The sequence below is a fragment of the Chryseobacterium sp. CG10_8 genome (genome assembly GCF_058117085.1).
In genome coordinates this window covers 1-22,165 of record NZ_JBYVEB010000053.1, presented here as the reverse complement: position 1 = coordinate 22,165, position 22,165 = coordinate 1, and the positions used below count along the sequence as shown (strand labels likewise).

At 34.2% G+C, this 22,165-nt stretch carries 21 protein-coding genes and 1 tRNA gene; 7 read left to right on the top strand and 15 right to left on the bottom strand.

The features are described 5' to 3' along the window. Nucleotides 1–263: hypothetical protein (locus tag AC4AGG_RS09785; RefSeq protein WP_489771809.1), on the top strand; the 263-nt coding region annotated here is incomplete at its 5' end. 35 nt (nucleotides 264–298) lie between these two features. Here the strand turns inward: AC4AGG_RS09785 and AC4AGG_RS09780 are convergent. The 6 genes from AC4AGG_RS09780 to AC4AGG_RS09755 all read right to left on the bottom strand — a co-directional run bounded on the left by AC4AGG_RS09780 (nucleotide 299) and on the right by AC4AGG_RS09755 (nucleotide 8,054). Next, entirely contained in the window at nucleotides 299–1,504 is a 1,206-nt protein-coding gene (locus AC4AGG_RS09780; protein ID WP_489771808.1) for a DUF3871 family protein, read from the bottom strand. Next, nucleotides 1,482–2,378 carry an AAA family ATPase gene (locus AC4AGG_RS09775; protein ID WP_489771807.1) on the bottom strand — a complete coding sequence of 299 codons (897 nt, stop codon included), beginning with the start codon at nucleotides 2,376–2,378 and terminating at the stop codon, nucleotides 1,482–1,484. Before AC4AGG_RS09775 ends, AC4AGG_RS09780 begins: the two co-directional genes overlap by 23 nt. A 391-nt stretch (nucleotides 2,379–2,769) precedes the next feature. Continuing rightward, nucleotides 2,770–5,265 (bottom strand): DEAD/DEAH box helicase family protein, encoded by a 2,496-nt coding sequence (locus AC4AGG_RS09770; protein ID WP_489771806.1) that lies wholly within the window; start codon nucleotides 5,263–5,265, stop codon nucleotides 2,770–2,772. Between the two features lie 54 nt (nucleotides 5,266–5,319). After that, nucleotides 5,320–6,513: a phage integrase SAM-like domain-containing protein gene (locus AC4AGG_RS09765; RefSeq protein WP_489771805.1), complete on the bottom strand. Its 1,194-nt coding sequence runs from the start codon at nucleotides 6,511–6,513 to the stop codon at nucleotides 5,320–5,322. A gap of 195 nt (nucleotides 6,514–6,708) precedes the next feature. Continuing rightward, nucleotides 6,709–6,783 (bottom strand) — tRNA-Val (locus tag AC4AGG_RS09760). Nucleotides 6,784–6,815: 32 nt separating this feature from the next. Beyond that, nucleotides 6,816–8,054 carry a bifunctional folylpolyglutamate synthase/dihydrofolate synthase gene (locus tag AC4AGG_RS09755; protein ID WP_489771804.1) on the bottom strand — a complete coding sequence of 413 codons (1,239 nt, stop codon included), beginning with the start codon at nucleotides 8,052–8,054 and terminating at the stop codon, nucleotides 6,816–6,818. An 84-nt stretch (nucleotides 8,055–8,138) separates the two neighbouring features. Between AC4AGG_RS09755 and AC4AGG_RS09750 the strand changes: the two genes are divergently transcribed. The 4 genes from AC4AGG_RS09750 to AC4AGG_RS09735 all read left to right on the top strand — a co-directional run bounded on the left by AC4AGG_RS09750 (nucleotide 8,139) and on the right by AC4AGG_RS09735 (nucleotide 11,953). Beyond that, the gene (locus tag AC4AGG_RS09750) at nucleotides 8,139–9,455 is read left to right on the top strand and encodes a TolC family protein (RefSeq protein WP_489771803.1); all 1,317 of its coding nucleotides are present in this window, start codon (nucleotides 8,139–8,141) and stop codon (nucleotides 9,453–9,455) included. A gap of 36 nt (nucleotides 9,456–9,491) precedes the next feature. Next, nucleotides 9,492–10,082 carry a SprT-like domain-containing protein gene (locus tag AC4AGG_RS09745; protein ID WP_489771802.1) on the top strand — a complete coding sequence of 197 codons (591 nt, stop codon included), beginning with the start codon at nucleotides 9,492–9,494 and terminating at the stop codon, nucleotides 10,080–10,082. A gap of 2 nt (nucleotides 10,083–10,084) precedes the next feature. Next, nucleotides 10,085–11,164, top strand: a complete 1,080-nt coding sequence (locus AC4AGG_RS09740) for a mannose-1-phosphate guanylyltransferase (protein WP_489771801.1) — start codon at nucleotides 10,085–10,087, stop codon at nucleotides 11,162–11,164. Between the two features lie 81 nt (nucleotides 11,165–11,245). After that, nucleotides 11,246–11,953, top strand: a complete 708-nt coding sequence (locus tag AC4AGG_RS09735; RefSeq protein ID WP_489771800.1) for a hypothetical protein — start codon at nucleotides 11,246–11,248, stop codon at nucleotides 11,951–11,953. Between the two features lie 74 nt (nucleotides 11,954–12,027). On the opposite strand, the gene bcp is transcribed toward AC4AGG_RS09735, so the two are convergent. Next, nucleotides 12,028–12,477, bottom strand: a complete 450-nt coding sequence (gene bcp / locus AC4AGG_RS09730) for a thioredoxin-dependent thiol peroxidase (RefSeq protein WP_489771799.1) — start codon at nucleotides 12,475–12,477, stop codon at nucleotides 12,028–12,030. 32 nt (nucleotides 12,478–12,509) lie between these two features. Between bcp and nth the strand changes: the two genes are divergently transcribed. Next, entirely contained in the window at nucleotides 12,510–13,130 is a 621-nt protein-coding gene (gene nth, locus AC4AGG_RS09725; protein ID WP_489771798.1) for an endonuclease III, read from the top strand. A 7-nt stretch (nucleotides 13,131–13,137) separates the two neighbouring features. On the opposite strand, the gene AC4AGG_RS09720 is transcribed toward nth, so the two are convergent. The 7 genes from AC4AGG_RS09720 to AC4AGG_RS09690 all read right to left on the bottom strand — a co-directional run bounded on the left by AC4AGG_RS09720 (nucleotide 13,138) and on the right by AC4AGG_RS09690 (nucleotide 20,208). Next, the gene (locus tag AC4AGG_RS09720; RefSeq protein ID WP_489771797.1) at nucleotides 13,138–14,931 is read right to left on the bottom strand and encodes a DUF885 domain-containing protein; all 1,794 of its coding nucleotides are present in this window, start codon (nucleotides 14,929–14,931) and stop codon (nucleotides 13,138–13,140) included. Nucleotides 14,932–15,102: 171 nt separating this feature from the next. After that, on the bottom strand, nucleotides 15,103–16,383 hold the full coding sequence (sufD, locus tag AC4AGG_RS09715; RefSeq protein WP_489771796.1) for a Fe-S cluster assembly protein SufD: 1,281 nt from the start codon (nucleotides 16,381–16,383) through the stop codon (nucleotides 15,103–15,105). 121 nt (nucleotides 16,384–16,504) lie between these two features. Then, nucleotides 16,505–17,248: a Fe-S cluster assembly ATPase SufC gene (sufC, locus tag AC4AGG_RS09710; protein ID WP_489771795.1), complete on the bottom strand. Its 744-nt coding sequence runs from the start codon at nucleotides 17,246–17,248 to the stop codon at nucleotides 16,505–16,507. Nucleotides 17,249–17,368: 120 nt separating this feature from the next. Beyond that, nucleotides 17,369–17,749 (bottom strand): GxxExxY protein, encoded by a 381-nt coding sequence (locus AC4AGG_RS09705; RefSeq protein ID WP_489771794.1) that lies wholly within the window; start codon nucleotides 17,747–17,749, stop codon nucleotides 17,369–17,371. 224 nt (nucleotides 17,750–17,973) lie between these two features. After that, the gene (gene sufB, locus AC4AGG_RS09700) at nucleotides 17,974–19,422 is read right to left on the bottom strand and encodes a Fe-S cluster assembly protein SufB (protein WP_489771793.1); all 1,449 of its coding nucleotides are present in this window, start codon (nucleotides 19,420–19,422) and stop codon (nucleotides 17,974–17,976) included. Between the two features lie 38 nt (nucleotides 19,423–19,460). Beyond that, on the bottom strand, nucleotides 19,461–19,835 hold the full coding sequence (locus AC4AGG_RS09695; protein WP_489771792.1) for a four helix bundle protein: 375 nt from the start codon (nucleotides 19,833–19,835) through the stop codon (nucleotides 19,461–19,463). A 43-nt stretch (nucleotides 19,836–19,878) separates the two neighbouring features. After that, nucleotides 19,879–20,208: a HesB/IscA family protein gene (locus AC4AGG_RS09690; RefSeq protein WP_489771791.1), complete on the bottom strand. Its 330-nt coding sequence runs from the start codon at nucleotides 20,206–20,208 to the stop codon at nucleotides 19,879–19,881. 146 nt (nucleotides 20,209–20,354) lie between these two features. Here AC4AGG_RS09690 and AC4AGG_RS09685 point away from each other — a divergent pair, with 146 nt between their 5' ends. Next, on the top strand, nucleotides 20,355–21,218 hold the full coding sequence (locus tag AC4AGG_RS09685) for a GLPGLI family protein (protein WP_489771790.1): 864 nt from the start codon (nucleotides 20,355–20,357) through the stop codon (nucleotides 21,216–21,218). 77 nt (nucleotides 21,219–21,295) lie between these two features. Here AC4AGG_RS09685 and AC4AGG_RS09680 read toward each other — a convergent pair whose 3' ends face one another. After that, nucleotides 21,296–22,159, bottom strand: a complete 864-nt coding sequence (locus AC4AGG_RS09680) for a UDP-2,3-diacylglucosamine diphosphatase (protein ID WP_489771810.1) — start codon at nucleotides 22,157–22,159, stop codon at nucleotides 21,296–21,298. Nucleotides 22,160–22,165: the final 6 nt, after the last annotated feature.

Sequence of the window (22,165 nt, the reverse complement as noted above, 5' to 3'; positions counted from 1 at the left end):
ACACATTAAAGGATTTCAAAATAACTCCAAATAATCCAGAAAATAAGATTGGTTCATTTCATCTGTGGAGAGTTGAAAGAAAGGCTTATGCCAATGAATTTTTTGTAGGTTTAATTGAAGATTTTGAAACTGGAGAATTATATCAAGTAAAGGTTAATAAAATCAGATTTTTAACACAATTAGAAAGTGATGAATTTTTCAAAACAAAAAATATCAATCCTGAATTTCTCAATTTTAAAGATGATGCTGGTAATGTTTGGTAAATAAAAACCACCCCAAATTAATGGGGCAGTTCTTTTTAACTCAAAAACCAATGATAATCAGAATTACCACTGAGAGTTTTTTGAATACCTTTTGAAAACTCAAAGGCATTCAAATTCCTGTCTAGGAAAGTGTCAATATAAGAGGATTTATTTGCCTGTGTAAAGAGGTTAAAAACATTCCATAGATTAATCCTGCCATCTTCCATTCTGCTGAAATTCTTGTCCTCGTAATAATCTTTTGCCATAGTGTTGATATGGCTGTCATTAAAATTTAGTTCAGGAATTTTCAATTTTTCAACTTTAGGCAAATGTTGGTATAATCTACTTCTTCCTATTAGTTGTGCAAACTGATGTTCTGTAAGATAATCATGAGAAAGCTCTTTCATTTCCATAAGGTGTAAATCTGCATTATAATTTTGCATCACCTCTAGGGCTTTAGATTGTAATTCTATAGCATTAGAAACTCGCATATCTTCTACAAATCCATCACTCCAAACACACAAATTCATACATACTTGATTTTGAAAGCCAATAAAGAATTTGAATTTCTCTAAGGTCTTTTTGTTGTATAAATTCTTTTGATTATATGCCCTTACTCCTCCTATGCACAAGGCTAATTCATTTCCATTCACCACTTCTGTAATGCTAGGGATTTTCACTATAAAAGCCATTCTTTCGTAGTAAATGGTCTTTTCATGGTCTAATAGGTCTTTAGCATTTTTGTATATAGCATCAGGAGTTCTACCTTTCACAATATGACTAGTGCGAATTTCAGGCTCTGCAATACTATGATGTGGAAATACTTTTTGCACAGCATTTAACACCACTTTTATAAATTCTTGATGTGCCACTGTTCTTTCATTGTCTTTTGAGAATACAGGCACTATACAATCTTGTTTTAGATGATGTAAAGGCACTTCTGTAGTATTAGCTATAATGAAAGGACTAGGCTTACTTTCTTTTGGTTCTTCTACAGTAGAGGTAACTAAAGGATTAGGCATTAAAAAAGCCTGAACTTTATTTTTAGGTTCAGGCTTGGGTTCCTCATTCATTTTACTGGGATAAAATATTTTAGCATCTTCTACGCTGTCAGAATTATCTAGAAACATATCTCTTATAGGTTTCTTAGCTACATTCCTTAATTCCATTGTGCTAGTTTCTTCCCCTATTATGGTAGTAGAATTTGGAATTTCAAAGGCTTCTTCTAAAGTAGCAGGTTTAATGATGTTTTGCGTGTCCATTTTGACTGAAATTTTGAGGGTTAGTTAGTTGCATTAAAAGGGATTTCTTAGTTTCAAAATCAGGCTTTAAACTCTCTTGATAGTGTGGATATTGTTTGTACAATACCAATAGTTCAGCAATAGAATTACACATTTGTATTTCTTGATATACTTCTTGTTCAGTTAATACTTTGGGATTATCAGGAGTTTCTTGTTTTCCTGAATTACACCAATTTAAAATCATTTTACCTGTTTCAGAAGTTATTACAAATTCTGGTTTGTTCATAAATAAGCCAGTCCTATCTTTTGAGGCTTTACAGAGATGGTTTTCATTTACTATCTCAAAATTTACAGTGAGTTCGTATTCAAAGCCTTCACGAGTTATTTCTTTAGTACCATGCTTAACAACTTGGGTTTTTCCATTGCTTCCAATGTCTAAAGAATAATCAATCTTTCTTCTTGTAGTGGTAATGATATGGCAAGGAGATTGAAGGATTTTATTAATAAAGGCTTGATGTCTTGGAGTTACATTTGCCCAATCTTGAAACCTCCCTCCTAATTTCTCATGGATTTCTAAGCATCCACCTATACCATTCCATTCATGACTTGCAGAATCAATGATAATAACTGAAATGTTAGATTTCTCACACAGCTCAATTGCCTGTATGTATCTTTCAGGGCTATAAGGAGCTTGTAAGTCCAATACATTATAGTTCCCTAAATCTGAATACAGGGAAGCAGAAGAATTTTCTGTATCTATTACAGCTATTTTACTCCAATCATTAGTCATTCCATAGGCTAATAATAGGGCTGATTTGGTCTTTCCAAATCCACTAGCTCCAGATAATCCTAATCTGAGCTTTACTTGTTTTCTTTCACTTTGTCTTAATTGCATAATTTTGTAAATTTTATTGGGTTGAAAAATGATTTTTTTGTTGAGTAAACACAATTTGGCTATTAGCTCTATTGTTGATGAATAGGGCTAAAACACTGGATTTTGTCATTTATTTTTTGTAACTTTGTGTACCAAAAGTTGTTGGAACAAAAACTTACAACAGAGTTGTCCTCCTCTAAATTCGTGCGTTGCTAAATCATAGATTTTTAAGGATGGGGAGATTTCTAAAGAACCCCTATGAATTGTAAAGTAGCTTACGAAATTTCAGCTAGGTTCCCTATGTGTATGGTAGATTGCTAATTGAGGCTAGAAAAATAATAACTTGTAAAAAGTGTGCATTCTTCGTTTTGATAGTATATACCCCTACGAGAAATGCACACTTTCCAAAATTTTATAGATTGATATAATCTTGATTTTCCACTAGATTCATTGAGTTGGTAGAACTAGGAATAATTTTGATAGAATTTATAACCTTACAATATCTTCTGCTAGAGTACAATGTGATATATGGGTCTCTTTCTCTATTTTCAACATCTAGAAAATCTTCTACTAGAATAGAGTAAAATGTTTTTAATTTAGCTTCTAATGTCCTATTGTCCTGAAACCTTCTCTTGAACTCAAATACATTTTCAGATAAAATAGTGTCTGATTCTAAAAGCACAATAATATCTTGTATTCTAGAAATATCTTCATTATCAAAAAAGTCTCTCCATAGGTTAGTTGGGGTGCAAAAATAATGTTCACCACCCCTATTATACTCATGTAAAGAACTTATGAGTTTCTCTCTAAAATAATTAATGAGTTGGAAAAGCCTAATTATATCCTTGTATTTACCATTCTCAATTGCTGACACATCTATGTTCCTAGAATGAGCAATGCATTCTAAAAAATAATCACTTCTCGTGTATTCAATATCTGTATTGCTAGGAATAATTCCCTTGCTCCAAAGGGTATAGACAAAATGGAGCAATTGGATTTCAAATTTTTTAGCAGTTGGGGTGCTGGGTTTAATGTTTTCCCATTTGTTATTGTCTGCTCTTTTCAGTTTTAAAGAATAGTCATTGTACAGGCTATCTCTAATATCTGTGTAAAACAATTTGAAATTACTATATCTACCTAGAGACTCATAGTGGTCTAGCCCAAAAAAATTCTCATACACAAAGGATAAAACACTTTGGATTTCTCCTTCTGGAAATACAAAGACTGGTTTAAATCTCATTTCTTGTAAAGAGCAATTTATAAACTGGTTGGTTAGGGCTGCATAAGTGAGGTAAGCACTTATATCTTCTCCAAATATGGGGTATTCATTGGCTAAAAATTCTTCTCCATTTTCTAGTTTAAACTCATCATAGGTTGGATAGCTTAATTTAGCTAGATTGAACCTAGATAAATTATTCTCAATAACTTCAATTTCATTCTGAACATTTTTTCTTAGTTTGTTTTCATAAAACTCTCTTAGGAAAAAATCTTGCCTGTTGAGCTTGATATACTTTACTTGTTTATCAGGGTCTTTATGATAGGTAATGAGATTGTAATAATTCTCAAACTCTTCTTTTTGTAGAGAGTTCATCTCTGTGTATTCTAGGGAAGAAAAATCAAACTTATCTGGTTTTGGTAAAACAAGGTGTATTTCCCCTTTAGTTCTTTGTCTTGCTAATGCTTGAATAACAGAGTTAATACCTCCTGAAAAAATACCATATTTATTTCTGAACCACATTCTTGTGCTTCTAGGAGGAAGAATAATGATAAATGCATGGTTTTCTTTCTTAATACTTACTCCTGTCTTAAAGTTAGTGCCTATATTGCATTTAGTATTATCAAACTGGTTTTTAGGCTCTTCATTTTCAGGTCTTTGGTTGGTTATGAGTTCAGAAGTGCAATCTTTTATTTCCCCATAAGTTTCTATAAGAAGTTTCCCTATTTCATCTTTAGGGCTAAGCAGACTTTTTGCTAACGTTTTAGAATAGCATAAGATGTCTAGTTTCTTTTCCTTAGAGATAAGTTCAGTTATTAGATTTTTAATTTCTAGTGTGCTAGAAGTAAAATTATATGCAGAAGAATAGTGTAGGTGTAAAGAACTTTGTTTTTGAGGAAATCTTATTCTTTCAGATTCAATAATTTGAATTTTAAACTCTGTGAGTTCAGCTAGATATTCTATAACTACCTTAGAAGCCTCATTGTAAGTGGCACTTAGAACAAAATTTTTGTGTATTACATTCCTCCATTTCCATAGATTAAAAATGTACTCTTGTTTGAAATTATGGAATGAATCATGCAACTCATCATAAATAAAAACTACTTTTATGTTGTTTCTCTCGCAGTATGCAGTTAGGAGATTGAGATATTCTCTTTTGATGTCAGAGTTTTTAAAGCCATCTTCTCCAGGGTTTCCAAGTAGTGTGTTGGCAGTAATGACTTGTACAGCTCTGCCAATATAGTTTATTTCAGTATTTCTACCAAGATTGTCATAGTTATAAATTTGGTTTTCAGGGATTCCTGCTTCTGCTATATCATTGCAATATTGCTTCACTAAACTTACAAATGGACTAGCAACAAAAATGAGATATTGTTGCCCTCCATTTTGCATAGTATCATAGTACCTTTTTATGGTTTGTATAATTGCATAAGACTTACCTTGCCCTACTGCTGCATTGATTACTACAGTATTTTTGTGTTCTAGTTCAATGTAGCTTTGCAATTCTTCATTAATATAGCCTTCTTCATTAGGAGAAATAATGATTTTCTCTCCCCCATTTTCTATCTCAAAACTATTCCTTTCTTCTCTGGTTCCATTAGGATTGAAAATATACTGAAAATCTTCTGGGTTGATTTCTTTGAACTCTATTGGGTAGTTTTTGAAATGAGAATTGTTTATTTCTAGTTGCATAAAGGAGATTTTAACTGCCTTGTAAATTTACTACAAAGCAGTTAAATAGGGAAATTACTTCAGCTTATTATTAAGTCTTTCCATCTGTTCTCCTACTTTCTTCTTCACTACTTTTGCATAGTGATTTTGGGTAATACTCATCTCTGAATGCCCTAACAGTTCTGATACTATTTCCAAAGGCACATCATTATACAAAAGTATGGTAGATGCAAAGGTCTTCCTTGCCAGATGGTGTGTTAGATTCTTTTCTATGTCTACAATCTCTGCTATTTCTTTAAGATAAGCATTAAGCTTTTGATTAGATATTATAGGTAATTCTCCCTTGTATTTATCCAAAATTTCTTCTGCTTTGGTAAGTAATGGTATCTCATATTTTCTATTGGTTTTTTGCCTAAATACATTAATCCACTTCTTGCCATCAAATCCTAAAACTAAATCTTTAGGTTTTAAATTTGCCATTTCCTTATAGGCTAATCCTGTGTAACAGCAAAATATGAACATATCTGCTACTTGTTGTAGCCTTAAAGAAGCAAATTTGTGCTTCTCTATCTCTGTAAGTTCTTCTTTGGTAAGGAATATAACCTGCTTTTTAGGTCTTTTATTCTTGTGAAGAAGAAAAGGGTCTTTAGCAATAAAATCTAATCCTACTGCTATTTTTACCATCTGCCTAAACCTCTGTAAAGTCTTGTGAATTGTATTTTGTTCAAACTTCTTTTCTGCTTTTAGATAATACTCAAATTCTGTTATAAAGGACATTTTCATATCATTAAGCAGATAGTCTGACTTATTAAACTTCCATTTAATGAAATTCTTTACATGGGTTTTAGTTTGGTAGAACTTTCTAACAGATACTCTTGTGGTGGATATACCAATCAATTTTTCTTGTTTAGCTATATGCAGGTTAAATATCTCCATAATAGATTTATCTTCTTTGATATTTTCTCCTTTATACTGTCTGTAAATATCATCTACATCAAAGTTCTTTTCCTGAACTTGTAGGAATAAAAAAGCCTGATTAATATTTTGTTTAATCAGGCTAATTTGGGTATTGATTTGGTTATGTTCTGTGTTGGGTGGAAATGCTTTTTGTTTTTGTGCATTCCAATTATCAGGATTTATAAATAGTCCTGTTGAGAATATTTTCCTTGAACTATTGTAGGTAATTCTACACCTTAAAGGAACTTCTCCTGTTTTATTTACTTTTGCTCTTTCAATAAGAAACAAAATTCTAATATTTTGATTATTCATTGTATTAATGGTGTTTAGAATGGTGTACCTAAATAAAAAATGGTGTACCTTTTTGTATACCTTTTTTATAGTAGAATTTGGAATTTTTAAAAGACATAAAGAAATAGTAAAATTCAGAAAACCTCCATAAACCCTAATAAACACAAGTATTTACCAACAAAAAAATCTCACATTGCTGTGAGATTTTCTTTTTTGTGGGTCCTGAGGGATTCGAACCCCCGACCCTCTGGGTGTAAACCAGATGCTCTGAACCAACTGAGCTAAGAACCCGTCTTTTGGTTCGGCAAATATACAACGTTTTTTTATTTCTCCAAATTTTTTTCTAAAAATTCTCCCACTACAAAGTTACTTCCGCCAATAAAAATCATTTCTTCGTCACCTATTTTACTCATTATCTGTTGATAAGCAGAATCAACATTATCGCAAATTTTGTAAAAAAGATTATTATTTTTTATCAAATTTTCATACTCTAGAGGACTTCTACCACGTGAAATTTGAGGTTTTACAAAATAACACCGTCCTTCTTTGGGTAAAATTGACATTAAAGTATCTAAAACTTTACCCTCAACAAACCCTAAAATAAAATATTGAGTTTGGGAATAGGTCTTAAGCTGGGTAAGAATCTCCTTCCAACCAGCAGAATTATGGGCCGTATCACAAATCACCAGTGGCTTTTCTGAAAAAACGAACCATCTACCCATAAACCCAGTGTTCGAATGAACATTTTTTAATCCCTCTTCAATCGACTCTTCGGAAATGTTGACCTTCTGCTTTCTTAACTCATCAATAATCCCACAAACAACCCTGATGTTTTTTTGTTGGTAGTTACCCTTCAAATCAGTTTCATACTCAGGTGTAATTAAAGTTGCATCTATAAATGGCGCCCCAACTTCGGCAGCTCTGTTTTTAATTATATTTTTAACAATTATTCTTGAGTCACCACAAACAATGGGCACTCCTTTCTTTATTATTCCAGATTTTTCAGAACTAATTTCCTCAATAGTCTCCCCTAAAATATCTTGATGGTCTAGATCAACATTCGTAATTGCTGAAACCATCGGATGAATAATGTTAGTCGAATCCAATCTGCCTCCCAAGCCAACTTCTATAATGGCAAAATCAACATTCATCTGATGAAAATAGACAAATGCCATAATCGTCGTAAACTCGAAAAAAGAAGGACGTATATCCTGAGGGAGATTTTTAAGTTTCTGGATAAATTCAAAAACAAAAGTCTTATCACAATTAACTCCGTTAACTTTCACTCTTTCTGTAAAGTCAACCAAATGTGGTGAATTGTACAATCCAACATTGTATCCATTCTCCTGTAAGACAGAGGCCAGCATATTACTTGTAGAACCCTTCCCATTGGTCCCCCCAACATGAATCATCTTCAGATTATCCTGAGGATTTCCAAAAAAATCACATAATTTTCTAATGTTATCCAAACCTGGTTTATAGGCTTTCTTTCCGTCAATTTGGTAGTTGGGAACCTGCCTGAAAATCCAGTCCAGGGCATCTTGATACTCTTTCGTGTTCATATGATTAATCAAACTTATCGTGCAAAGATGAGATAAATTGTAACAAAATAAATAAACTGTCGTCTAATTTTAGTAAAACGTTATATGAAAAAGTTTTTGTTTTTGGGAGTGTTATTTTTAGTTTCAAACCAAGCTATAGCTCAAAAAAAATGGTCATTGCAAGAATGTGTTGACCTTGCTGTTGAAAATAATTTGCAAGTAATACAAAACAAATACTCAAAAAACGTCCAAGACAAGAATCTGGAGATGGCGAAAAAGGAATACTTACCATCTGTTACAGGAAGTTGGAATAATGCGGCAAACTTTGGGGTTCAGCAGTTTGGAAGCATCATTCAAAGAAACGATAATTACTCTAACAACCTTAATGTTGGTGCCAATATATTGGTGTATAACAATGGTAGATTAGAGAAAAGTATTAGAAAAATTGAGTACGACGTACAAGCATCACAATATGATGTGGAAACCATCAAAAATGATATTTCACTACAAGTGGCGCAACAGTACCTATCCGTTTTGCTCAACAAAGAAATTGTAAAAATATCCGAAAGTGCAATGCAAAATGCACAAAAATCGTATGAAAGAGCAAAAATCACTACAGAAGTAGGCACTACTCCTCAAACAATTTTAGCAGAAGCTGAGGCGGCTTTAGCGCGAGAAAAGCAGAATTTTACCACATCAAAAATTAATGTTTCTAGAAGCCTTTTCAATCTATCACAGCTGTTAAGAATGGAAGATTACAAAGGATTTGATATCGAAGATGTAGCCATTGGAAAACCTGTCGATGCCCCTTTGTATGATGAAGAACAACTGATTAACGACGCATATACTAACAGACCCGAAATTAAAGCTGCTGAGTCCAGAATTAAATCTGCAGAAACTCAAACTGAAGTAGCAAAAACTTCATTTTATCCCACTATTTCGGGAACGCTTGGAATAGGCTCTGTCTACTATGATTATCTTAATGCTGGTGGAGACAAAGCAATGTTGGCGCAATACAAAGACAATTTTTCTCAACAAGCGGGTCTTAACGTTAGTGTCCCTATCTTCAACAAAGGAATTACTCGCTTACAAGTGGAACAATCCAAAATCAATGAGGACATTGCAAAAACTTCGATGGAACAACAGAAGCAAACTTTGATTCAAAACGTTCAAAAAGCTCAATTTGATGCTGAAAGCAACTACGAAACATATCTTGCTGCTGTTGAAGCCGAAAAAAGTTCAAAATTGGCACTAGAATTTGCGGAGAAAAGTTATAATGCAGGTAGAAGTACTATTTATGATCTAAATGTGGCTAGAAATAATTACGCCAATGCACAAGGAACCGTTGCTCAAGCAAAATACAATTATCTTTTTAGCTTGAAACTGATTGATTTCTATTCTGGTTTACCAATTACATTGTAAATTGCTTATTTTGCAGAAAATTTTTCAGCGACAAGAATGAGCGTCCAACTCTTATTGCAATATTTACCAAATAACACAGAGCCATTTCTTAAAAAATGGTTTGGGGAGCATTTTATTCATCTAAAAATTACCAAAGGAAGAAGCTCAAAGCTTGGAGACTACCGAAGACTTCCTGATAACAGCCATCAAATAACCATTAATTCTGACCTTGACGAAGAGTTGTTTTTCTTTGTCCTCACCCACGAATTGGCTCATTTGATGGCATTTGAGACTTATGGAAGACGCATTCTTTCGCATGGTAAAGAATGGAAGTTGACTTTTAGAATGATGCTTCTGGAAAGCATCTCTATCTACTCCGCCGACCTTCAACCAATTATCTTAAAATTCTCCAAAGCCCCAAAAGCCAATTTCATGGCGAGTCCAGATTTAGTAAAGTATTTTCGTTACGATACATTTGAGGACGGCTCTTGTTATCTTGAAGACTTACAGCCTGGAGAGCATTTTATTTTTCGAAATTTAAAGTTTAGAATGAACGGAAAAGTTAAAAAAAATTATCTTTGTACCGATACACGAAACGGAAGACAGTACAAAATTCATCCGTTAGCTAAAGTTACTAAATCAAATTAAGAATGTCAGAATCAAATAATTACTGCGTCATTATGGCAGGCGGAATAGGAAGCCGCTTTTGGCCAATGAGTACTCAAAAGTTTCCAAAACAATTTCAAGATATTTTAGGAACCGGCAGAACGATGATTCAACAGACCTTTGATAGAATCCGACATGTCGTTCCTGTGGAAAACATCTATGTAATTACCAATAAGGAGTATGTAGCATTGTCAAGAAACCAACTTCCAGAAATTCCAGAAAATCAAATTGTTGGAGAACCTGCAATGAAAAATACTGCCGCATGTAATATGTATATGGTTAATAAAATTGCAGCAAAAAATCCTGATGCAAATATTGTTGTTTTGCCAGCTGACCATTTGATTCTGAAAGAAAAAACTTTCTTAGAAAAAATTGAATTAGCCTTTGATATTGCATCGAAAAATGACTACCTCATTACATTAGGAATTACCCCAACTCGTCCTGACACAGGGTATGGATATATTCAGTTTAGCGAAAAGAAAAATGATGAAATCTATAAAGTGAAAACATTCACGGAAAAGCCAAATCTAGAATTTGCAAAATCCTTTCTAGCAAGTGGCGACTTTCTTTGGAACGCTGGAATATTTGTGTGGAATGTAAAGTCAATTTACAAAGCTTTCCTAACCTATCTTCCAGAAATGGTGCAGGAATTCGGTTCGTGCAATTACAACTCAAAGAGTGAAGATGAATGCATCGAAATCATCTACCCAAAAGTTCTTAAAATCTCCATTGATAACGGAATTTTAGAAAAAGCTGAAAATGTATATGTTATTCCTGCTGATTTGGGATGGAGTGACTTGGGTACATGGACTTCGGTTTATGAAAACTCCGAAAAGGACGAAAATAAAAATGCAATTAATGCGAAACACGTAATTTCTCATAATGCAAAAGGAAACATTGTGAGAATCAAAAAAAATAAAGCAGCAGTCATCGACGGTCTCAAAAACTATATCATCATTGATACTGACAAAGCCTTGCTCATCTGTCCTCGTGAGAACGACCAGTTGATTAAAGACTATGTTCAAGACATAAAGAACATGAAAAAAGGAGATAAATATATCTAAAAAATAATTTCTACAACCTAAGAAATAGATAGACAATATTTTGGTTAAATTTTTGTTGTAGTATAATATCAATATTGAACTATGAAAAACATCATAAGTCTATTTCTCATCGCTTCTTCGGCTTTGTTCTTTGGACAAGAAAAGGCAAAAGTACTTTCAGAAAGACAAATTCTTTTCGATATCTCTCCTATTCCTGTAGATTCTTGGATCCTAATTAACAAAGACCAAGGAAAAGATACTGTTGTAAGAACTGACGGAACAACAATTAGCTATATCCCACAGACTTCCGGATTCAAACTTAATCCATCAAATGAAGACTTTTACTATATCGTTTTTCAAAAAGGAAATAAAGTAGAGTATATTACTAATAATGAATCTCTAAAGACTTTTATTGGAAGTATAGATAGCGGAGAAGAAGCCATATTAGCTGGAATCTTGAACGGATACAAGTACGATGGTGAGTATAAAGATTATGCCGGAAACTTCAAAGACAATACTACTTCTTTCCAAATTGAAATTGGCAAAGTTACCAATGAAAAATGTCCATATCAAAACTCGCACTTTGTTGTGAACGTAGACAAAAAAACAGGTAGCGTAACCGAAGAAAAGAATCTTGGAGTATATCAAGAGGTTTACGAAAAAACGTGCGCTAACAACCCTCATAATGAGGCCGTCAAAAAACAGATGGAAGACGCCAAGCTGAAGCAAGAAGAGGATGCTAAAAAAGCAAAAGAAATGAGAGAAAAAGCTCGTAAACAGCAGCTTAAAAGCATGAGAAAGAACTATTAATTAGATCCTCTTGATTTAGACATAACAAAAAACTCTTCCTTTTGGGAAGAGTTTTATTTTTTTTATAATCATGACTATTCCTCCAAAATCTGTTGTGCCGCTTCCTTCGTTTTAACTTTTTCGATAACTCTGGTACAGATGCCCTTCTCATCAAAAACAAAAGTGGTCCTTACGATTCCCATGAACTCTCTGCCCATAAATTTTTTGAGCTGCCAAACACCAAACTGATTAATAATATCAAGATTTTCGTCCGCCAACAAATCATACTGAAACCCATATTTGGCATGGAAATTTTTCTGTCTCTTCACAGGATCGGCTGAAATTCCGACCAACTGATATCCTTCTTTTTTAAGCTGAGAAAAATGGTCATTAAGGTTGCACGCTTCCACTGTACATCCTGGTGTACTGGCCTTCGGATAAAAGAAAACGACTAATTTTTTACCAAGAAAATCAGAAGACTTTACTTCCTCTCCATCTTGATTTACACTAATAAAATTGGGTAAAGCATCTCCTACTTTTAGCATAATCTTTATTTTTGTTGAAATTTACTTAAAATATGAACAAGAAACAACGGGCAGAAATCATCATTCGAGAACTGGAAAAATGTTATCCCGAAACCCCAATTCCTTTAGAGCATTCTGATCCGTTTACACTTTTGGTTGCAGTTGCCCTTTCCGCACAAACGACTGATAAAAAAGTCAATGAAGTAACTCCTCATCTTTTCAAAGTTGCTGGAAATCCTCAAGACATGGCAAAATTAGAAGTCTCTGAAATCAAAGAATTGATCAAAGAAATCGGTCTCTCTAACACCAAAGCAAAAAACCTGAAAAACATGTCTATGCTACTGCTCGAAAGACATCATGGAATTGTGCCTCAGTCTTTTGAAGAATTAGAAGCTCTTCCTGGAGTTGGTCACAAAACTGCGTCTGTAATGATGAGTCAAGCGTTTGGAGTCCCTGCTTTTCCTGTTGACACTCATATCCATAGATTGATGAAACAATGGAAACTTACCTCCGGTAAAAATGTCCAACAAACCGAAGAAGACGCCAAAAAACTATTTCCACGAGAGCTATGGAACAAAATTCATCTTCAAATTATTTTCTACGGTCGCGAGTATTCTCCTGCGCGAGGAAAAGGAGACAACGATTTTATAACAAAAATGTTGGAAATAAAATAAGCATCTATTACTTCAGATTCTTCGCCCAGTTCTCCATTTTTCTATCTAAAACAGACAGAGGAAGACAACCTTGACTCAAGACTTCATCATGGAATTTTGCAATATTAAATTGGCTTCCTAATTCTTTAGAGTATTTGTTTCTCAAATCTCTGATATGTAAAGACCCCACTTTATACGAACACGCTTGACCTGGGACAGCCATATAACGTTCTACTTCGGCAGTTGCTCCAGCTTCATCATAAGCCACATTATTGAGGAAATATTTAATCGCATCTTCTCTTGTCATTTTTCCAGTATGGATTCCCGTATCGATGACCAATCTTACGGCACGAAGCATTTGATCGCTCAAATAACCCATTTTTTGGTACGGATCGGTGTACAATCCCAATTCTGGTCCAAGAGTTTCGCAATAGTGAGCCCAGCCTTCTCCATAAGCTCCAAACCAACCGAATCGCATGAATTTTGGAATCGTAGTATTCTCCTGTTGCAAAGAGACCTGATAATGATGTCCGGGAATTGCTTCATGTAAGAACAGAGATTCCATTCCGCTGGTTACATTAAATTTGGTCGGGTCAGGAAGTGGAATATAAAAAATCCCCGGTCTTTTTCCGTCAGGCGTACCTTGGATGTACTCGGCACTTGCAGTGGCTTCACGAAACTTTTCGGTTTGGCGAATTTCAAATCCTGTTTTCGGAACGTTATTAAAAAGCGTTTTCAGCTTCGGGTCAATCTTTTTCAAAATATCATTAAAAGCCGTAATAACTTCCGCTGATGTTTTGTAAGGCATTGCTTTGGGGTCAGACTTCACATGCGTTAGAAACTCTTCCAACGTTCCTTGGAATCCCACTTGTACTTTAACTTTCTCCATTTCAGCACGAAGCATTTCAACCTGTTCAACGCCTAATTTATTGATTTCTTCTGGTGTTAAATTGGTCGTTGTCCAACTTTTAACATAGAAATTATAAGCTTCTTTTCCACCTGATAATGCAAAATAGCCAGATTCTTCTTTGGCATGAGGCAAATATTTTTGTTCTAAAAAAGTTCCCATTTTAACATAAGCAGGTATCACTTTTTTTGTCACCGCATCTTTGTACAAAGTGGTAAATTTCTTTTTTTGTGCTTCAGAAAAGTTAGCTGGAAACTTTCTTATCGGGCCGAAGAAAATATTCTTGGACATATCCGAAGTGGTAATTTCATCAGCCTTCATTTGGCCCACCATTTTCACCACCAGTTTTTTAGGGAGTACAAAATCTTTAGTCGTTCCCATTTCAAAGTTAGCAATCGCGGTATCCATCCATTGAGGGAATTTTTCCATTCTGCGAAGCCAATTGTCATAATCCTTTTCGGTTTCGAAAGGTTGCGCTCCTTCTCCACTTCCTAAAACAGGGAAATCAAGAGGAACACCTCCAAATTGTGTAAATGGAATAAACTCTGGATGGTAGGCAAAACGCTCGGTTTTATCTTTTAAGGTATAATCCAAAACATCGTAAACCACCTTTTTATCATCTGGTAAAGATTCGTAGTCCAATTGTTCCAATTTCTTTTGAGTGTCGCTGTAAAAGGCAATTTCTTTAGAAATTTCAGCAGAACTAATATCAATTGGAAGTTGGTCATTAAAGCGTTTGTCTCCTTGTAAAGTCGCTTCCAGTGGATGCATCTTCAAATAGCCTTCATAGTATTGATTCGCAATCGAATCCAATAATACTAAAGATTCATCTGAACTTTTTTTATCACTCTTTTTACATGAAATAATCGAAAAAGTTAGCGCTATTAATGAGATGGGAAATATTTTTTGAAACATGAGAATTAGATTTAAAACAGTGATTATGATGGTTTTGTAAAAACAAAAAAGGGCTAAATGATAAATTTAACCCTTTGTTTTTATATTGTAAAACAATCTATTCTGTAAATTATCGCAATAAAATTAATAAAATTTTTAGCAATAGAAGATGAATTTCTTTTATCCTAAAACTTAGAAATCAATACTTACTTCTAATTTTTCAGCCAATAATTTTGAAATTTTTAACTTTAAAGGCTCAATATCAATATTTTGCATCGCATCGTTGGCAAAAGCATATAATAATAAAGCTTGAGCTTTATCTTTAGAAATTCCTCTTGCTCTCAAATAAAATAGTGCATCGTCACTTAATTGACCAACAGTACAACCGTGAGAACATTTCACATCATCAGCAAAAATTTCTAACTGAGGCTTGGTGTCTATCGTTGCGCCTTCGTTCAGTAACACATTGTTATTCTGTTGATAAGCGTTGGTTTTTTGTGCGATTTTATCTACGAAAACTTTTCCATTGAAAACACCGTGAGATTGGTCTTTGTAGATTCCTTTATAATTTTGGTAGCTTTCGCAATTCGGTTGGTTGTGATGAACAGCAGTGTGATGGTCAACCAATTGCTGGTTTCCGATGATGGTAATTCCGTTCATAAAAGAGTTGATATTTTCTCCATTATGAATAAAATCCAAATTATTTCTCACCAATTTTCCACCAAAACTAAACGTATTAACCGTCACCAAACTGTCACGTTCCTGCTTTGCAAACGTATGGTCTACCAAATAAGAAGTGTCGCTGTCATTTTGCAATTTATGCCAATCAGCTTTTGCATTCTTACCTGCGAAAATTTCTGTCACCGAATTCGTGAACACGAAATCTTGGTCAAAATTATGATGAGATTCGATTACTTCTACTTTTGCTCCCTCTTCAACAATCAATAAATTTCTGGTGTTGTAAAATGTGTTTTCTTCTTGATTTTGAGAAAGATAAAACACATGAATTGGTTTTTCAATGACCGTGTTTTTTGGAACATGTAGAAAAAATCCGTCTTGTCTCAAAGCAAAGTTCAATTGACAAAAAGCTAAATCTTTAGAAGCTATCTGATTGAAATAATCCTTTTGAAGTGCTTCATACTTTTCGTTGGCAAAGAAATGATTCAGTGTTAAGAATCCAATGTTTTCAACTGAAATTTTAGACAGTTCTTTATGAAGTTTTCCATTCACAAAGACAATCCAATCGAAGTGTTCTTCTCCCAAGTGCAATTCGTCCAACTGAGCTTTGGTGATGTTGTGCGATTCTTTTGGTGAAAAGTTATAATCCTTCTCAGTAATTTCCTTGAGGTTGGTGTATTTGTACTCTTCATCTTTCTTGGTAGGAAAACCTTGACTAAGGAATTGCTCCAAAGCGGTTAATTTCTCACCGGAAAGAGAAGATTTTTGTTGTTCTATTTGGTCAAATAATGACATAAATATTAATTTTTTGTTTGTCGTTGCGAGGAGGAACGACGAAGCAATCTTTTTTGGATTGCCACGCTCCATTGCATTTCGCTCGCAATGACAATGCTATGTTTATTCTAAAACTTAAAATCTAATTCAAAAGCCAGTCGTAACCTTTCTCTTCCAGTTCCAAAGCCAAGGTTTTGTCCCCTGTTTTGATGATTTTTCCATCTGCCAAAACGTGAACAAAATCTGGTTGAATATAGTCTAACAATCTTTGGTAATGGGTAATAAGAAGTACAGCGTTTCCTTCATTTTTGAATGAATTAACACCATCCGCAACAATTCTCAAAGCATCAATATCCAAACCTGAATCGGTTTCGTCCAAAATCGCCAACTTAGGATTCAACATCAACATTTGGAAAATTTCGTTACGTTTCTTTTCTCCACCGGAAAATCCTTCGTTCAAAGAACGAGAAAGGAAATCTTTTTTAATTCCCAATTTTTCAGAATTCTCACGAATCAAAGCCAACATCTCTTTTGCAGACATATCTTCTAAACCTTTTGCTTTTCTCGTTTCATTCAACGCTGCTTTGATGAAATTGGTCACCGTAACTCCCGGAATTTCTACAGGATACTGAAACGAAAGGAAAATTCCTTTGTGCGCTCTTTCTTCAGGTGCATCTTCAATAATATCTTCACCTTCAAAAATGATTTCTCCATCGGTTACTTCATAATCCTCTTTCCCTGAAATCACAGAAGAAAGTGTTGATTTTCCAGCACCATTTGGACCCATAATCGCATGAACTTCACCTGGTTTTATCTCTAAATTAATTCCTTTCAGAATTTCTGCGCCATCTTCGATTCGAGCTTTTAAATTATTAATTTTAAGCATTATTTTATCTTAAATTTTTATTCTATTATTTTTATCGCAAGTTTAAACAAAAAGTTTAACCGAAATACTATTTTTTAAAGGTAAACAAAGTCGCTAACGCTGAATCATTGAAATACAATTTTAATCCAATCCGTTTGCGATTCTTCTTACTCCAGTTTTGAAAAGTTGAGAATTAAAATTCAACAACATTCCCAATTTATAATTTCCCAATCTTAAATAATTTTTCAGTTGTGCTGCATGAAAATTATTTAAAGATTCTACTGATTTAATTTCTAAGACTACTTTTTCTCCAACCAAAATATCCATTTTAAAGGCATTTTCAATCTTCACTTCTTCGTAGTGAATTGGAAGATACTTTTGTCTTTCGACTTTTAATCCAGACTTCTCAAGTTCATAAACCAAACAAGTTTCGTAAACACTTTCTAAAAGACCAATACCTAATTTTCTATGGATTTTCAACCCACATTCAAAAACAATTTTTGATATTTCGTTTTCGGTCATTTTGCTCTATTTATCGTAAACTATATTCTCTATTAAATTTCATCAAACGCAATGATAGACAAGTTAATTTAAATTCTCCTCTTTTTAAGATATACCAAGTCGCTTTGCTTACTATTGAAATACTATTGTTTTAGTTTTACGATGTAAAGTGTAACGTCTTTGTTTTTCTTAAAATATTTTCAGGCAAAGTTAAAAAAGCTTTAGTTTGCCTTTGCGTTTAAATCCTACCCAACGCTTCCTTCTAAGGAAATCTCCAATAATTTCTGAGCTTCAATAGCGAATTCCATAGGAAGTTTGTTTAAGACTTCTTTGCTGAATCCGTTGACAATTAATGCGATTGCTTTTTCGGTGTCAATTCCTCTTTGGTTGCAGTAGAATATTTGATCTTCACCAATTTTTGAAGTTGTAGCTTCGTGTTCTAACTGTGCAGTTGGGTCTTTGATTTCTATGTAAGGAAACGTATGCGCTCCACATTCATTACCCATCAAAAGTGAATCACACTGAGAAAAATTTCTCGCTCCTTTTGCGGATGGCATTACTTTAACCAAACCTCTATATGAATTATTCGATTTTCCTGCTGAAATTCCTTTTGAAATAATCGTGGACTTGGTGTTTTTACCAATGTGAATCATTTTGGTTCCTGTATCTGCATACTGATGATTATTGGTCACCGCTATTGAATAAAATTCACCTACCGAATTGTCACCTTTCAAGATACAACTTGGATATTTCCAAGTCACAGCAGAACCTGTTTCAACCTGAGTCCAAGAAATTTTTGCGTTTCTTTCACAAATTCCTCTTTTGGTCACGAAGTTATAAACGCCTCCTTTTCCTTCTGCATCTCCTGGAAACCAGTTTTGTACGGTTGAATATTTAATCTCAGCATTGTCCATTGCAATGAGTTCCACTACCGCTGCGTGTAACTGATTTTCGTCACGAGCAGGAGCAGTACAACCTTCAAGGTAAGAAACATAACTTCCTTCATCTGCAATAACCAAAGTTCTTTCGAACTGACCTGTTCCAGCTTGGTTGATTCGGAAATAAGTGGATAATTCCATCGGACATCTGATGCCTTTTGGAATGTAGCAAAAACTTCCATCAGAAAAAACCGCTGAATTGAGCGCTGCGTAAAAATTATCTCCTCTTGGAACTACTTTTCCGATGTATTTTTTAACTAAATCAGGATATTCTTTGATAGCCTCAGAAATGGAACAGAAAATAATTCCCTTTTCCTTTAAGGTTTCTTGGAAAGTGGTCTTCACAGAAACCGAATCCATTACAATATCGACAGCTACTCCAGCCAAACGCTTTTGTTCTTCGATGTTGATGCCCAATTTTTCGAAGGTTTTCAATAACTCCGGGTCAACTTCGTCCAAACTTTGAAGTTCAGCTTTTTGTTTCGGTGCCGCGTAATATCTTATGGCTTGAAAATCAGGCTTTTCATATTGGATATTTGCCCAATTAGGCTCTTCCATTTTTTGCCAAATTCGGAAAGATTCCAAACGCCAATCGGTCATCCAATCTGGTTCTCCTTTTTTATCGGAAATCATTCGGATGATATCTTCATTAAGACCCGTAGGAAAATCTTCATACTCAATGTCGGTGTAAAACCCCGCTTCGTATTCTTTGGTTTTCAGGTCTTCTCGTAAATCGTCTTCGGTGTACTTCTTCATACTATTTTTTAAAATTTAGAAATTCAGAGATTTAGAAATTAATTTTTATCTAAATGACTCTTTTCCAAAAATTTTATGAAATGGTAAACTTCCTTGGTTATTTCTAAACATTCCTCGTTGAGAGAGTGGAAAGTTTGCTCGTTAATTTTTCCTAAATTATACAAAACAAATAACATATTTCTTACCTCGGCACAGCTACCTTTTGCTATCCAGAGAAATCTTATGAATTGTTTATTGCTTCCATATTCAGAGCCTTCAGCAATATTATTGGATATTGATAGAGTTGCTCTTTTCAGCTGGTCTTTAAGTGAAAACTCTTTATTTAAATTTTCATTTTCAAGAAGTTTAAAAATCTTAACTGTGAACGAAATGGTTTTCTTATATATCGGAAACTCTTCAAATGAAACAGTCATAATTTCTTAATATTCTAATTTCTAAATCTCTTAATCATTTAATTTATAGAGAGAACGATTCTCCACACCCACAAGTTCTGGATGCGTTCGGGTTGTTAAATACAAATCCTTTTCCGTTCAACCCTCCGGAAAATTCTAATGTTGTTCCAGCAAGATATAGGATGGATTTTTTATCCACTAAAATTTTAATACCATTATCTTCAAAAACCTGATCGGTTTCTGTTTTTTGGTTGTCGAATTTTAAAACATATTCCAAACCGCTGCAACCACCACTTTTCACACCCACACGTATAAAATCGGTCTCTGCATTGAATCCGTCTTCCGTCATCAACTGAACCGCTTTTGCTTTTGCTAAATCTGAAACTTTGATCATCTTTATTTTTATTTAGAATGATTTTGAATTGCAAAAGTACGAACAATATAACTGCTATTCAAATTTGAAATTTTATTTTAACTATTATTATGATTGAAGATCTTTAACTTTGCAATAAATTTGATGTCTAAAAACAAAATCGTAGTATGAAAAAAATAATTTTGTTGTCTTGTCTAGCACTTGCACAATGGTCTTTTGCACAGACTAGTCGCTTTATCTATGAATCGAGCATGAAGCTTAACACGGAGAAAGCTGACATCACCAAAGAGAACGCTTATCTTGATATTTCGCCTGAAGGATCCATATTCTTTTCTGAGAACAATTTCAAACGTGACTCTTTGATGGACCGTATGAGACAGACCAGAAACTTCGATCGTACTCAAATGGAAAATTATAGATCCAAAATAGATTATATTGTACAGAAGGATTATGCGGATCAAACGATTACCTTCAAGCAAAGAATCGCAAGAGATCAATATCAATATCCTGAAGATCGAAAAATTGATTGGCAAATTCTTCCCGAAACCACCAACATTGGAGATTACAAAGTTCAGAAAGCAGAAGGTGATTTTGCGGGGAGAAAATGGACAGCTTGGTTCACCATGGATATTCCATTCCAAGATGGTCCCTACAAGTTCTCTGGATTACCCGGGTTAATTGTTAAAATTGAAGATTCGACAGGAGACTACGGTTTTGACCTTAAGGAAACCAAAAAAATTGCAGAACCTGCATCATTTGAATCAAGAGGAAATATTATTAAAGTAAAAAGGTCCGCTTTTGAAAAACAGTTAGCCGCTTTCAATAAAGACCCAGAAACATTTATGAATAACAGAACAACTTCTGCTCCTCCTCCACCAAGTGGTGGTCGTGGTGGTGGAGGTGGCCCTGCTGGAGGAGGACAACCTGACCCTCAACGAATGAAAGAAATGCGCGAGCGCTTTCTTAAAGAAATAAAAGAAAGAAACAACCCTATTGAAATTTCTAATCCTTCAGCCGCAGTAGGACAATAGGAAATTCTCTTTGATAAAAATAAAAAGCCGAATCTGATTATGATTCGGCTTTTATTATTATACGATTATCAATAATGCTACTTGATTTTTCTTTCGATGATATTCGAAAAAACAGTTGGATGAATGAGCTCATTGATATTCACAGAAATATCGTTAGGTTCTATTTCTGGTTTATCAAAGTTCTTCTCACTGTAATAATTAAGTGTCCATTTTTTATCCTGATACTCAAGCCAAGAGAGATTTTCTATCCAATCCCCGGAATTGAGATAATGCACAGAGCCTTTATTTTTTTGCACTATTCTATCCGCAGGCTGATGGATATGTCCACAAATCACATAATCATAATGGTTATCAATCGCTAGTTCAATCGCCTTTTCTTCGAAATCAGCAATAAATTTCACCGCTTTTTTAACAGAATTCTTCACTTTTTTGGAAAGAGAAACCTTTGGACGACCCAAAAGTTGTAGGAACCAATTAATTCCACGATTGACAACTATCAACCAATCATAACCCAATCCACCAATTTTAGCAATTATCTTCGCTCCTCCCTTGGTGGTGTGGTCAAAGATGTCTCCATGAAAAAACCAATGCTTATTACCATCAACTTCTAGAAGATATTTGTCGGTCAAGAAAAGTTCTCCCATCTCCAAATCGGTATATTTTCTGAGAAATTCGTCGTGGTTCCCTGTGATATAGACCACTTTGGTTCCGTTTTTCATCATTTTGAAGAACTCACTCAGAACTGCCATTTGAGAATTGGGAAAATACTTTTTGGAAAAAGCCCAACCATCAATTATATCACCATTGAGAATTAATAGCTTTGGATTGATGGTTTTGAGATAAGCCACCAATTCCGTCGCATGACACCCGTAAGAAGCCAAATGAATGTCCGAAAGGACAACGATTTCTACACTGCGTTTTTCCAAGTTAGAATTTTTGATAAAGTT